Below are 12,010 nucleotides of genomic sequence, written 5' to 3' on the forward strand. Positions count from 1 at the left end.
GGAAACGTGACGCCCACCATGCAGCAGTCGACCACCCTGGTCCGCGACGGACGCGCCCTCGCGGCGCTCGCCGTCCCCCTCGCCCTCACCCAGCTGGCCCAGGTCGCCCTGACCACCACCGACACCGTCATGATGGGCGTCCTGGGCACCGAGGCCCTCGCCGCGGGCGGTCTCGCCCTGGTGATCTTCAACCAGCTCCGCACCATGGGCGTGGGCCTGGTCACCTCCGTCGGCAACCAGGTGGCGGCCGCGGCGGCCCGCGCCGAACTCGCCGCCGCCGAGCCGGCCCGCCGCACCGTCCCCGACCCGGCGGCCGACCCCGACGGCGAGGTCCGGACCCTGGTGCGGGCGGCGATGGCCGTCGCCACCCTCGCGGGCGCGGCCGGCGCGGTCCTGATGATCCTGATCGGCCAGGCGGCGACCTCCCTGGGGCAGGACGCCGCCGTCGCCCACCGCGCCCAGGGCATGCTCGCGGCCCTCGCCCCCGGGCTGGTCCCCTGCCTCTGGTTCCAGGCGGTCCGCCAGTTCACCGTCGGCATGCGCCGCCCGCAGGCCCTGCTGCGGATCACCATCGCCTCCGTCGCCGTCAACGCAGCCCTCAACTGGGGCTTCATCCACGGCAGCTGGGGCCTGCCCACGCTCGGCCTCACCGGCATCGGCGTGGCCACCAGCAGCGTCCACCTGCTCTCCTTCCTCGCCCTGTACGCCAGCGCCCGCCGCGACCCGCGGCTGGCCCCCCTGCTCGGCCTGGACTTCTGGAAGGCCGACCCCGCGACCGTGCGCCGCCTGCTCGGCCTCGGCCTCCCCATCGCCGCGACCTACGGCTCCGAAGCCGGGTTCTTCTCCGTCACCGCCCTGCTCGCCGGCGGCTTCGGCGCCGCCGCACTCGCCGCGCACACCGCCGTCAACCAGCTGATCTACATCGTCTTCCAGGTCGCCGTCGGCCTCTCCCACGCCGCCTCCATCACCGTCAGCCGCGAACTCGCCCTCGGCGACCTCGACGCGGCCCGCCGGATCAAGAACACCGCACTCGCCTGCGGCGCCGCGGTGATGGCCGTGGTCGGCACGGTCTACCTCACCCTGCCCGACCTCGTCCTGCGCCCCTACTTCGACCCCCGCTCCGCCACCGACCAGCAGGCCCTGCACATCGCCACCGGTCTCCTCGCCGTCGTCGCCGTGCTCCAGTTCTTCGACTGCGCCCAGAACATCGGCGTCGGCCTCCTGCGCGGTCTCGACGACACCGGGAGCGGCTTCCGCATCACCCTCATCGGCTACTGGGCCGTCGGGCTGCCCGCCTCCCTGCTCCTCGCCTACCCCCTCGGCGGCGAGACCCGCGGTCTGTGGCTCGGCCTCCTCCTCGGCCTCGCCACCACCGCGGTCCTCCTGCTGCGGCGCTACGGCCGGACCCTCACCACCCGTGCCGCCGTGACCCGCGCGGCCGTGGCCGTCGAGTGCTGAGCTCGTCCCCTGCGCCGAGCGGGAACCGGCTCGGCGCCACCGTCCCTGCCCGCCCGCAGCGCCAGGGTCCCGATGCGCGGTGCCAGGCGGGTGCGACGGCCGCGGCCGCCTGGATCCCGCCGCGCGCGGGCCGCGGGCGCCCCAGGGGCGCTAGCCGAGGGGGACTTCGGCGGAGCGGGACTCGATGGCATCGAGGGCGGCCAGGGCTTCGGCATCGAGAGTGATCCCGCCGGCGGCCGTGTTGGCCTCGAGGTGGGCGGGGTCGGCGGTGCCGGGGATGAGCAGCACGTTGGGGGACCGGTGCAGGAGCCAGGCGAGGCCGACCTGGGAGGGCGTGACCCCCAGGGATTCGGCCACGGCGTGCACCGCCGGCTCGTCGGTCGCCTTGGGCAGGCCCGGGAAGGCACCGCCGAGCGGGAAGAACGGCACCCAGGCGATGCCCTCGGCCGCGCACAGCCGCAGCATGTCCTCGTCGTCGCGCGAGACGAGGCTGTACGCGTTCTGCACGCAGGCGATGCCCGCCGGCAGGGCGCGCCGAAGGCCGTCGAGGGTGACGCCGCTCAGACCGATCGCGCCGATCCTGCCCTCGTCGCGCAGGGCGGTCAGTACCTCGAGCTGGTCGTCGAGGTCGACCACCTGGTCGCGGTCGGGGCGCAGGCCGGGGCCGGAGTCGAGGCGGCGCAGGTTGACCACCGGGAGCCGGTCGACGCCCAGGCTGCGCAGGTTGTCCTCCACGCTGGCGCGAAGCTGTTCGGGGTGCTGCGCGAGACGCAGTGGCATGGGCCCGCCCGGGTCGGGGTCGGCCCCCACCTTCGTGACGACCAGGACGTCGTCCGCGGGGCGCAGTGCCTCGCGGATGACCTGGTTCGCGAACCCGAAGCCGTAGAACTGGGCGGTGTCCACGTGGTCGACACCCAGCTCGACCGCGCGGCGCAGCAGGGCGACGGCCTCGTCGCGGCTGTGGTGCAGGCGTTGGAGCTGCAGGGCGCCGTAGCCGACCCGGGAGACGGTGCGGCCGGCGAACGGAGCGGTCAGGGTGGTCATGGTGCGGTCTCCTCATCCGGTGACTGCAGGGCGGTGTGGAGCAGTTGGGCCAGGTAGAGGCTCTGTACCCGGTGGGCGATCGCGGTGGCGTGCTGCTGGGCCTCGGCCGGCTCGAGGTGTTCGACCTTGACCAGCCAGGCGGTGACGCTCTCGTGCACCATCGCGCGCATCCCGTCGATCGTCTCGACGACGATGCCGTGGATGGCCGGGTTGTTGGTCGCCTCGCCCCAGGTCTGCACGGCGACCCGGGCTTTGATCGGGTCGATGCCGGCGATCAGACGGGCGAGCAGTTCGTCGGGGTCGGGCGGGGTGCTGCTCGCGGCGTACTCGCCGAGGGCCTCCGCACGCTCGGCGAGCACCGAGTGGGCGGAGGCCCGGACCAGCTCGGACTTGTTGCGGTAGTGGGCGTAGATCGAGCCCGTCGACAGGCCGGACTCGGCCGTGATGTCGGCGATCGAGGTCCGCTCCAGGCCGTTGCGGCTGAAGCAGCGCACGGCGGCCTCGGTGATCTGGGCGCGCCGGAGTTCCTTGCGTGCGTCCGTGAGTCGAGGCACCGCCATCCCCTGCAAAAAGAATGCTGGTTCTGCTTGTCGCCCTCACCATACAGAACCCGGGTTCTGTTTGTCGCGCGGGTCGATCGCTACACCGTGCCCCTCCTGGCTCGGCGCGCCGTCAACGCCGTCAGGCCGGTGCGGGGCGCTCGCGGAGGACGGCGACTCCGTCGCCGTCGAGGGCATCGCAGTAGTCCATGCGACCGGCCATGGCCATGACCAGGGCCAGGGTGGTGCCGGACACCCGTGGCCCGTCACCGGCGGCGAAGCGGCCGTCGGTCGCCGTCAGGCGCAGGCCGGCCACGCGCCTCTTGGAGAGGACGGGCAGATCGGAGCGCTGGTAGTAGTCGGCCAGGGCGGTCAGGGTGGTGAGGGGGTAGTCACGCTCGATGCCGAGGGGTCGGCGGATGTCCTCCGCGTGGACGACGGTCTCGCCGAGCATCGCCAGTGTCGAGGGGAGCGGCTTGGTCGTGCTGGTGATCACCCGGTGGAATCGCGCGAGCGTCTCGGCGGGGGTGGCGCCCAGCTGTTCGGCCAGCCGCATCTCGACCTGCCGTTCGAAGTCGAAGCGGCAGCGGATCACACCCGCCATCCAGCGCACCGGGTTGAGGCTCGCTCCCGCGGTCAGGTGCGCCAGCACCTCGCGAACGGTCAACCGGTCGCAGAGCGACTTCGTGGCCCACTGCTGCTCGGTCAGTTCCGCCAGGTCGGCGGCCAGGGCGGCCCGTTCGGCATGGATCAGCGACCAGGGGCCGGTCGCGGGTCGACGGCCGAAGGTCGGGGTGGGTGACGTGGATGTCATGCGGCGATGCTCCTGTGCGGTGGTCAGGCGGGCGGGGATTCGGTCAGCGGCCGACGAGGCCGACGGGTTCAGCTGTCTCCTGGGTGGGCCCAGGGAGGACCGGTCGTACGTGCTCACAGGTGAGACCCCTGCCGTGCGGCAGAATCGTCGCTCATGGGCGAGAAATCTTCCGACCGGCGCGCAGGTGGCACCACCGGGGCGAGCGGGCAGCGCGGTGAAGACCACGCTCACCGCGCTCAGGAAGCCGACCTGGCCCGCGCCCGGGAGGGGGACGGCGCCGCATTCACCCGCCTGGCGTCTCCCCTGCGCCGGGAGTTGCACGCCCACTGCTACCGCATGCTCGGTTCGGCCCACGACGCCGACGACGCGGTGCAGGAGACGCTGGTGCGCGCCTGGCGAGCGCTGGCGCGCTTCGAGGGTCGCAGCACGGTGCGGACCTGGCTGTACACCGTGGCCACCCGGGTCTGCCTGGACGCGGTCGAGGCCCGCGCCGCGCGGGCCCTGCCGATGGACCTGGGCCCGTCGAGCCGACACGCTGCGCTCGACCGGGTTCCGCGCACCGACGTCGCGTGGCTCGGCCCCTACCCCGACGCCGGTCTCCCGCACGGCCCGGCGGGACCGGAGGCCCGCTACGAGCAGCGCGAGGCGGTGGAGCTGGCGTTCGTCGCCGCATGCCAGCACCTGCCGGGCAACCAGCGGGCGGCGCTGCTGCTGTTCGACGTCCTGGGGTTCACGGCAGCCGAGATCGCCGCCATGATGGACACCTCCACCACCTCGGTGAACTCCGCGCTCGCCCGCGCGCGCCGCGTCCTCGCGGCGAGGCTTCCCGCCCGCACCCAGCAACGGACACTGCGCTCCCTCGGCGACGCGAGGGCACGGACGCTGGCTGCCGCATTCGCCGGTGCGCTGGAGCGCGGTGACGCCGATTCCCTGATCGCGCTGCTCACCGACGACGTCACCTGGTCGATGCCGCCGCTGCCGCACTGGTACCACGGCATCGACGCCGTCGCCGACTTCGCCGTGCGGGTCCCCATCACCCGCTGCCCGAGCTGGCGACACCGGGTGATCAGCGCCAACGGCCAGGCGGCCATCGCCTTCTACCTCGGCACCGACCCTGCCGGGCGGCATGACGCCTGGGCCATCGCGGTGCTGGACCTGCGAGATGACCGGATCGCCGCGATCACCTCGTTCCTCGACCCCGACCCCTTCGGACGCTTCGGCCTGCCCTCGACGGTGGGTTGACCCGGCGGGGTGGGGCGTCGGTCCGTGGGACCCGCGGGGTCCGCGGTCAGTCGGTGCCGCGTTCGGCGAGGGTGTGGGCGACGAGGGCGTTGGCGTGTCCGTGGCCGAGACCGTGCTCGGACTTGAGCCATCCGACGAGTTCCCCGTGCCTGGTCAGGGGCGAGGTGCGGATCGCCTCCTTCCACTGCTCGATCGGACGGCCGTACTTCTCCTCGATCGACGGGAAGTAGCTGGCGGGGCCCTTCAGCGGTGCGGTCATGACGCGGCATCCTGTCCGTGGGGTGTGGTGGTCTCGGGGTGTCGCCGTGGGTGCGGGAGGCGGAGCCGCTACGGCCGTGCGGCCGGGGCGGGGCCGGCCAGCCGGGTGAGGGCCGCGGTGAGCGCGAGCAGGCCGAGGCCGGCGGCGGCGGTGAAGGCCGCGACCGTGCCGGCGGAGGCGGCGAACCCGGCGATGATCGCCAGTGGCAGGAGGCGGTAGGTCAGGGCCCAGCCGCGCCGGCCGTGGGCGGCGAAGTGCCGCGCGAGCACGAGGAACGCGGCGCACAGGGCGAGGTAGCCCACTGTGCCGCTGAGCAGGTGGACCGTTCCGTGCCCGCTCAGCGTGGCCGGACCGTCCGGCGTGCCGGCCGGGAAGCCCGCACCGGGGTCGGCCGTGAACACCCCGGCGAGCAGGAAGGACGCGCCGAACGCGCCGACCAGGCGCGGCGCCCAGGTGCCGCCGGCGCGCTGGCCGATCGCCTGCCGCAGTCCCACCGCGCCGGCGGTGAGCAGCACGCCGGTGGCCAGGAAGCCGGCGACCTGGATCCAGCCCAGCGAGCCGAGGCTGAGCTGGCTGATGGCGTTCCTGGAGAAGTCGAAGCCGGTGCGGGTGAGCCCCCCGATCACGCCCACCCCCAGGAACAGCGGGCCGGCCGCCGCCCCGCAGGCGAGCAGCGCGCGGGTGGTGCGCGGAGTCGAGATGGCGCGGCCGGTGAACGGTGCGCGGACTGCCTGAGCCATGCGGAATCCCCCTACGCCGAGGGTCGAACCTCGGAACTGGACGGTGCAGTACTGAAGAACTGGACGGTACAGTACCCAGCGAGGAACTGGACTGTCCAGTACTGTTGACCCGAAGGAGGGGACCATGGAAGCGAACGAACCCGGCGGCCGCTCGGCCCGCAAGCACCAGGCGATCATGGACGCCGCGACGGCGGTGTTCATGGCGAAGGGCTACGCCGGCACGAGCATGGACGACATCGCCAAGCTGGCCGCGGTGTCCAAGCAGACGGTGTACAAGCACTTCGCCGACAAGGAGAAGCTCTTCGCCGCGATCGTGCTGGCCACCACCGACCGGATCGAGGCCATGATCGACCTGGTGGCCGACATCCCGGCCGAGGCGGACCCGCTGGAGGAGAACCTGCTCCGGCTGGCCCGCCAGTTCCTGACCACGCTCACGCAGCCCCAGGTCCTCCAACTGCGGCGCCTGATCATCGCCAACGCCGACACCTTCCCCGAGCTGGGCGCCGCCTGGTACGAGCAGGGCTTCGAGCGGGTCCTGGCCACCCTGGCCGACAGCTTCCAGCGTCTGGCCGACCGCGGGCTGCTGCGGATCGACGACGCCCTCCTGGCCGCCAACCACTTCTCCGGGCTGCTGCTGTGGATCCCGGTGAACAAGGCCATGTTCCACGGCGGCCCGCAGCACACCCAGCCCCAGCTCGACCACTACGCCGACGCCGGGGTGCGGGCCTTCCTCGCCGCCTACCGCTGACCCCGGCCGCCCGTCGATGTCGATGTCGACGGCGGCGGCCGGGCGGTGCGTGCGGGCCGGGCGACGTCAGGCCGGCGAAGTCGGCCCCCCGCGGTGGCGCGCCCTGCGGAGCGCGGCCAGGTTCGTGGCGACGAGCCGGCTGTCCGGATGGTCGGGGCCCAGCAGGCGGGTCATGACCTCCAGCGTCTCCTCGACCAGGGGAGTGGCCTCGTCCAGGCGCCCCGCCGTCCAGTAGGCGCTGGCGAGGTTGTTGCGCGCCATGAGCGTCAGCGGGTTCTCGTCACCCAGGACCCGCGCCATGGCATCCAGGCAGTCCCGGAACATCGGGGTCGCCAGCCGTAGGTCCCCCGCCGCCAGGTGGGCGTTGGCAAGGTTGTGACGTGCCACCAGCGCATCGGGATGGTCGGGGCCCAGCACACGGACCATCGTGGCCAGGTTCGTCGTGAACAGCGGGAGGGCGCGGAGCAGGTCACCCGCCCCCTGGTACCCGTCGGCGAGGTTGTTGCGGGAGGTGAGGGTCTCGGGGTGGTCGGCTCCCAGGACTCGTACCCGGTCCTCCAGGGTCTGTTCCAGGAGGGGGATCGCCCGACCCAGGTCTCCCGTGACGCTGTAGGCGGTGCCGAGGTTGTTGCGCGTGGTAAGGGTGTCGGGGTGGTCGGTGCCCAGGACCCGCTCGGTGGCGGCCAGGGTCTCCTCGAACAGCGCGATCGCGCGGTCCAGGTCGCCCGTCGACCAGTGCCCTTGGGCGACGTTGTTGCGCGAGGCGAGGGAGTCCGGGTGGTCGGCGCCCAGGATCCGTACCCGGCTGACGGCGGCACGTTCGAAGTAGACGGCCGCACTTCGGTGCTGGCCCTGTGCGAAGAGGAAGAGGCCGGCGCTGTTGAGGACGGTCGCGGCGGCTTCGGTGTCCCCTTCGGAGGGCGTGTGCTGGGCGAGCGAGTCGACGTGGGGCAGCAGGGCGCGCCAGGTACGCCAGGTGGCGGGGTCGATCCAGGTGGAGGGGAGAGCGGCCGCCAGACTCTTCGTCGCCTGCTGGAGGGCGGCGGCGACGTCGTCCGGCCGGCGGTGCGGGTCCTCCGCGTCGGGGGTCCGGGCCAGGGCCTGGACGAGCCGGTGCACGGTCAGCGTCTCGCCGGTCGCGGTGATCATGCTGTAGGCCGCCAGACGCCGAACCGCCTGCTGGACCGCGGGAGGTGCGCCGAGGTGGTCCAGGAGGGAGCGGGGGACCGCCTCCGGTGCGAACCAGGCGAGAACGCGCAGGACCTGTCCGGCCAGGGGAGTGTCGGCGAGGCGGTCGAGGCTGATCTGCCAGACCCGTGCCATGGTGCGCTCGCTCTCGTACCCCTCCTCGGCCTCGTGGTACATGAAGGCCGGATGGTCGGCGAGTTGACGCAGATACGCGCGGGGGGACAGCCGGCTCTCGGCCAGGTAGGCGCCGGCCTGTCGGACGGCCAGTGGCAGGTGTCCCAGTTCGGCGCAGAGTTCGGCCGCGCCGGTCAGATCCACCGGATCGCCGCTGCTGCGGGTGAGGACCTGGGTCAGGGTGGCCAGGGCCTCGTCCGGGTCGGGAACGTCGATGCGGACGGGGCCGGCGATGTCCTGCCATCCCGAGGCGCGGCGGCTGGTGATCAGGATGCGGCCCGTGGTCAGGCGGGCCAGCAGTGGTCTGACGTCGGCGGGGTCGTCGACGTTGTCCAGGACGAGCAGCCACCCCCGGTGGCCGGCCAGCCACTGCACGGCCCGCTCGCGCAGGTCCTCCGTGCGCAGTCCGGCGAGGGCCGGCTGGAGCGCTCGGGCCAGATCGGCCAGGCCGGCGTCCAGGGTGGCCGGCGTGTCGGCGGTGATCGACCAGATGGGGTTGGCCGTGTCCCGCTGGGTGTCCGCCCAGTGCGCGGCCAGGGTGCTCTTGCCGACCCCGCCCAGTCCGTGGATCACCCGCACCACCGGACCACCGGCGCCGTCCGATGCGAACCCGGTGTCCAGCTGGGCCCGTTCGCGTGCTCTTCCCACGAACATGCCCTGGCCGAGCAGATGCTCCAGCTTCACCAGACCCGGCGGAGCGTCCACCTCCACGGGCGGTCGCAGTGCCTCCGGCGGCAGCTGCACGATCGTCGTGTGGTCCCCGCTGCTCACCACGCCCAGGAACGGTCCCCCGTGCGTGTCGATCGCGATGGACCGCTCGCCCGAGGCCACCACGGCGCCGCCCCGTGCCGCGGGCGCGTCCTGCGGATCGCGCGGACTCCGCCCGGCGGCCCTCCTCACGGCCGCGGCCCTGCGGCCTGGTCGCAGGTGGTGATGTCGCCTTCCACCCCGTCGCCGACGGCCACCGATCGATCACCCGACGCCACCACCGACCCCGGCGCCCGCCCGACCCGGGGCCCCGGCGGGGACGCCGGGCCCGTGGACCCGCCGGCACCGGGAGTGTGCCGCGCACCCGTCCCGGTGTCGCCCGTGGAGATGTTGCCCTTCACCGACCCTCCCACCGCGACGGACCGTGCGCCGGATGCCTCGACGCTCACCCCCGACGCGGTCCCGGCCCCACCCTGGCCGCTGTCGGAGGCGGCGAAGCCCTGCCCCCAGAGCACGGCCAGGGCCGCCACCGCCGCACCCAACGCCGAGGCCACGCCCCAGCGGGTGGCCGCGTCGTCGACCAGCGACGGCAGCACCCAGAGCCCGCACACCACCGCCGGCACGGCAAAGGCCGAAACCGTCACCACCCCCGCCAGCAACCACCGTGCCCCACGGTCCAAAGGTCCCACCCCACCGGTCGATCTGATGTGTCGTCACCACGATCTCAGGGACGCCGCCCCTCCGTGGGGAGGACGGCGGTTCTGTTGCCCGGTCGGCTCGCAGCCGTGACCGGAGCCGTACGCGCGCCGGACTACCGGCTCGCCCCCGAGCCCCCGTGCCCGCCGCGATCACGGCCTGCTCGCCCGGCTCCCGGACGACTCCACCCGGACCGCCGACGGACGCCACGTGTGCCAGTCCTTCGCCGGTCGGCGGTGAGCCGCTGTCGGACGCGGCCCGCACCCCGGCGCGTCGCAGTAAGCTGAAAGGCTCTGCTCATCCTCCCCCCACCGGAGGCACACCATGAGCTCCACGGCTCGCGATCTCGCGACCATCACGGACGTCATCGAGCCCGCCGGCGACCCCGTGCCGCCCACCGTCGTGGCCCGCGCGCGGCGGACCGTGGCTTCCTACGCCAAGGACGCCGACGACTGCCGGATGCTGCTCAGTGCCCTGGGCCTGGGCCCGGACACGGACGACGCAGCCGGTGGCGGTTCGGCCGGGCACCACTGAGGACCCCGACAGGCCCACCACGCGGGACCACTCCGTCACCGGCCGGACGCCGACCGGCGGGCGCGGGTCGCGGCGCACCCGGCCGTCGGGGGCGCCTGCCAATGAGGTGAACCCGAACCCGCTCCCGCCCACGCTGCCGCACCGCCCGTCCCGCCGCGACCAGACTGGTCCGACGGGCTACGCGGACGAGAGGTGCGGGTCGCATGCGGCGCACGCGGGACGAGCGGCTGGAGAGGCACCGCGAAGAACGCGCCCGGGGGCGCCGCGACCCGCGCGAGCCGGCCGGGGTGGCCACCGAGGGGGCCGGGCGGCAGCGGGCCGGGGAGCGCGTCGAGCGGGCCGCGCTCGCGCTGGACGGCCGGCTTCCGTTCCTGGACGCGGCCAAGGGCCAGCTGCGCAAGGTCTTCCCGGACCACTGGTCGTTCCTGCTGGGCGAACTCGCGCTGTACAGCTTCGTGTTGCTGCTGCTCACCGGCGTCTACCTGACCTTCTTCTTCAAGCCGACGATGGCGGAGGTGGTCTACGCCGGGTCGTACGCGCCGCTGCGCGGCCTGCGGATGACCGAGGCCTACGCCAGCACCCTGGCGATCAGCTTCGACGTGCGCGGCGGGCTGCTGATCCGGCAGATCCACCACTGGGCCGCGCTGGTCTTCCTCTCCTCGATCGGCGCGCACCTGCTGCGGATCTTCTTCACCGGCGCCTTCCGCCGCCCGCGTGAGGTGAACTGGCTGATCGGCCTCACCCTCTTCCAGCTCGCCCTGGTCGAGGGCTTCGCCGGCTACTCGCTGCCCGACGACCTGCTCTCCGGCACCGGCCTGCGCACCGCGCAGGGGTTCATGCTGGCGGTTCCGCTGGTCGGCAGCTACCTCAGCTTCTTCGCCTTCGGCGGCCAGTGGCCGGGCACCGACATCGTCCCCCGGCTCTACACCACCCACATCCTGCTGCTGCCCGGCCTGCTGCTGGCCCTGGTGACGGCCCACCTGATCCTGGTCTACTACCTGAAGCACACCCAGTGGGCCGGGCCGGGGCGCACCGCGCGCAACGTGGTGGGCAAGCCGCTCTTCCCGCACTTCCTCACCCAGACGATCGGCCTGCTGGCGATGGTGTGCGGTCTGATCGCGGTGCTGGCCGCGACGGCCCAGATCAACCCGATCTGGAAGTACGGTCCCTACCGACCCGACCAGGCCTCCACGGACGCGCAACCGGACTGGTACATGGGGTTCCTGGAGGGGGCGCTGCGGCTGATGCCGGGTGCCGAGACCCGGTTGTGGGGGCACACCGTCTCCTGGAACCCGCTCATCCCGGCGGTGCTCTTCCCGCTGGTCCTCTTCATGCTGCTGTACGCCTACCCGTTCGCCGAGCGCTGGATCACCCGGGAGAGCGGCGAGCAGCACCTGTGCGACCGGCCGCGCGACCGGCCGACCAGGACCGGCATCGGGGTGGCGGGGCTGACCGGCTACGCCGTCCTGCTGCTGGCCGGCGGACAGGACGTGCTGGCGCTGGTCTTCGGCGTCTCGGTGAACGCGCTGGACTGGACCCTGCGGGTCGCCCTGTTCGTCGCCCCGGTCCTCGCCTTCTGGCTCACCCGCTGGCTCTGCCTGGCGCTGCAGGCCCGCGACCGCGACCGGCTGCGAGCCGGGCGGCAGCCCACCGGCTTCGTCCGCCAGTCCCTCTCCGGCGGATTCGAGGCGGAGCACGAGAAGGTGACGGATCATCAGCTGTATGCGCTGACCCTGCACCAGCGGCCGACGCCGCTGACCGCCGCCGACGCCTCCCGCCGCCAGCGGGTCCGGACGGCGCTGAGCAACTGGTACTACCGGGACCGTGTCCGGGACCGGGTCTGAGGGTCCGGGCGCCGGCGCGCGG

The 12,010-nt window shown here is 73.3% G+C and carries 12 protein-coding genes; 5 read left to right on the forward strand and 7 right to left on the reverse strand.

From position 1 onward, the window contains the following. Positions 1-18 precede the first annotated feature (18 nt). Entirely contained in the window at positions 19-1,458 is a 1,440-nt protein-coding gene (locus ABD323_RS04170) for an MATE family efflux transporter (RefSeq protein WP_344439439.1), read from the forward strand. 150 nt (positions 1,459-1,608) lie between these two features. Here the strand turns inward: ABD323_RS04170 and ABD323_RS04175 are convergent, their stop codons facing one another. From ABD323_RS04175 to ABD323_RS04185, 3 genes are all read right to left on the reverse strand, one after another. Beyond that, positions 1,609-2,502: an aldo/keto reductase gene (locus tag ABD323_RS04175; protein ID WP_344439288.1), complete on the reverse strand. Its 894-nt coding sequence runs from the start codon at positions 2,500-2,502 to the stop codon at positions 1,609-1,611. Further along, the gene (locus tag ABD323_RS04180) at positions 2,499-3,056 is read right to left on the reverse strand and encodes a TetR/AcrR family transcriptional regulator (RefSeq protein WP_344439290.1); all 558 of its coding nucleotides are present in this window, start codon (positions 3,054-3,056) and stop codon (positions 2,499-2,501) included. The genes ABD323_RS04175 and ABD323_RS04180 overlap by 4 nt, the downstream gene beginning before the upstream one ends. 127 nt (positions 3,057-3,183) lie before the next feature. Next, the gene (locus ABD323_RS04185; protein ID WP_344439292.1) at positions 3,184-3,855 is read right to left on the reverse strand and encodes a maleylpyruvate isomerase family mycothiol-dependent enzyme; all 672 of its coding nucleotides are present in this window, start codon (positions 3,853-3,855) and stop codon (positions 3,184-3,186) included. Between the two features lie 153 nt (positions 3,856-4,008). Here ABD323_RS04185 and ABD323_RS04190 point away from each other — a divergent pair, with 153 nt between their 5' ends. After that, positions 4,009-5,097, forward strand: coding sequence for a sigma-70 family RNA polymerase sigma factor (locus tag ABD323_RS04190; protein WP_344439294.1), 1,089 nt, complete (start codon positions 4,009-4,011; stop codon positions 5,095-5,097). A gap of 46 nt (positions 5,098-5,143) precedes the next feature. On the opposite strand, the gene ABD323_RS04195 is transcribed toward ABD323_RS04190, so the two are convergent. Both ABD323_RS04195 and ABD323_RS04200 read right to left on the reverse strand, forming a co-directional pair. Next, complete coding sequence (locus ABD323_RS04195; protein ID WP_344439296.1) at positions 5,144-5,356, reverse strand: DUF4287 domain-containing protein; 213 nt, start codon at positions 5,354-5,356, stop codon at positions 5,144-5,146. 68 nt (positions 5,357-5,424) lie between these two features. Next, positions 5,425-6,096 (reverse strand): DUF998 domain-containing protein, encoded by a 672-nt coding sequence (locus tag ABD323_RS04200; RefSeq protein WP_344439298.1) that lies wholly within the window; start codon positions 6,094-6,096, stop codon positions 5,425-5,427. A gap of 124 nt (positions 6,097-6,220) precedes the next feature. Between ABD323_RS04200 and ABD323_RS04205 the strand changes: the two genes are divergently transcribed. After that, the gene (locus ABD323_RS04205) at positions 6,221-6,844 is read left to right on the forward strand and encodes a TetR/AcrR family transcriptional regulator (protein ID WP_344439300.1); all 624 of its coding nucleotides are present in this window, start codon (positions 6,221-6,223) and stop codon (positions 6,842-6,844) included. A 66-nt stretch (positions 6,845-6,910) separates the two neighbouring features. On the opposite strand, the gene ABD323_RS04210 is transcribed toward ABD323_RS04205, so the two are convergent. Together ABD323_RS04210 and ABD323_RS04215 are read right to left on the reverse strand one after the other, a co-directional pair. Beyond that, positions 6,911-9,106 carry a tetratricopeptide repeat protein gene (locus ABD323_RS04210; RefSeq protein ID WP_344439302.1) on the reverse strand — a complete coding sequence of 732 codons (2,196 nt, stop codon included), beginning with the start codon at positions 9,104-9,106 and terminating at the stop codon, positions 6,911-6,913. Continuing rightward, positions 9,103-9,537 carry a hypothetical protein gene (locus ABD323_RS04215; RefSeq protein ID WP_344439304.1) on the reverse strand — a complete coding sequence of 145 codons (435 nt, stop codon included), beginning with the start codon at positions 9,535-9,537 and terminating at the stop codon, positions 9,103-9,105. The genes ABD323_RS04210 and ABD323_RS04215 overlap by 4 nt, the downstream gene beginning before the upstream one ends. 397 nt (positions 9,538-9,934) lie before the next feature. Between ABD323_RS04215 and ABD323_RS04220 the strand changes: the two genes are divergently transcribed. Both ABD323_RS04220 and qcrB read left to right on the forward strand, forming a co-directional pair. Beyond that, positions 9,935-10,144 carry a hypothetical protein gene (locus ABD323_RS04220; RefSeq protein WP_344439306.1) on the forward strand — a complete coding sequence of 70 codons (210 nt, stop codon included), beginning with the start codon at positions 9,935-9,937 and terminating at the stop codon, positions 10,142-10,144. A gap of 203 nt (positions 10,145-10,347) precedes the next feature. Beyond that, positions 10,348-11,988 (forward strand): cytochrome bc1 complex cytochrome b subunit, encoded by a 1,641-nt coding sequence (gene qcrB / locus ABD323_RS04225; protein ID WP_344439308.1) that lies wholly within the window; start codon positions 10,348-10,350, stop codon positions 11,986-11,988. Positions 11,989-12,010: the final 22 nt, after the last annotated feature.

Origin of the sequence: Kitasatospora nipponensis, assembly GCF_039528135.1 — a bacterium.
GTDB lineage: Bacteria > Actinomycetota > Actinomycetes > Streptomycetales > Streptomycetaceae > Kitasatospora > Kitasatospora nipponensis.

Coding starts and splice junctions, on each gene's coding strand:
- ABD323_RS04170 (WP_344439439.1), top strand. CDS start 19: ATGCAGCAGTCGACCACCCTGGTCCGCGACGGACGCGCCCTCGCGGCG.
- ABD323_RS04175 (WP_344439288.1), bottom strand. CDS start 2,502: ATGACCACCCTGACCGCTCCGTTCGCCGGCCGCACCGTCTCCCGGGTC.
- ABD323_RS04185 (WP_344439292.1), bottom strand. CDS start 3,855: ATGACATCCACGTCACCCACCCCGACCTTCGGCCGTCGACCCGCGACC.
- ABD323_RS04190 (WP_344439294.1), top strand. CDS start 4,009: ATGGGCGAGAAATCTTCCGACCGGCGCGCAGGTGGCACCACCGGGGCG.
- ABD323_RS04195 (WP_344439296.1), bottom strand. CDS start 5,356: ATGACCGCACCGCTGAAGGGCCCCGCCAGCTACTTCCCGTCGATCGAG.
- ABD323_RS04200 (WP_344439298.1), bottom strand. CDS start 6,096: ATGGCTCAGGCAGTCCGCGCACCGTTCACCGGCCGCGCCATCTCGACT.
- ABD323_RS04205 (WP_344439300.1), top strand. CDS start 6,221: ATGGAAGCGAACGAACCCGGCGGCCGCTCGGCCCGCAAGCACCAGGCG.
- ABD323_RS04220 (WP_344439306.1), top strand. CDS start 9,935: ATGAGCTCCACGGCTCGCGATCTCGCGACCATCACGGACGTCATCGAG.
- qcrB (WP_344439308.1), top strand. CDS start 10,348: ATGCGGCGCACGCGGGACGAGCGGCTGGAGAGGCACCGCGAAGAACGC.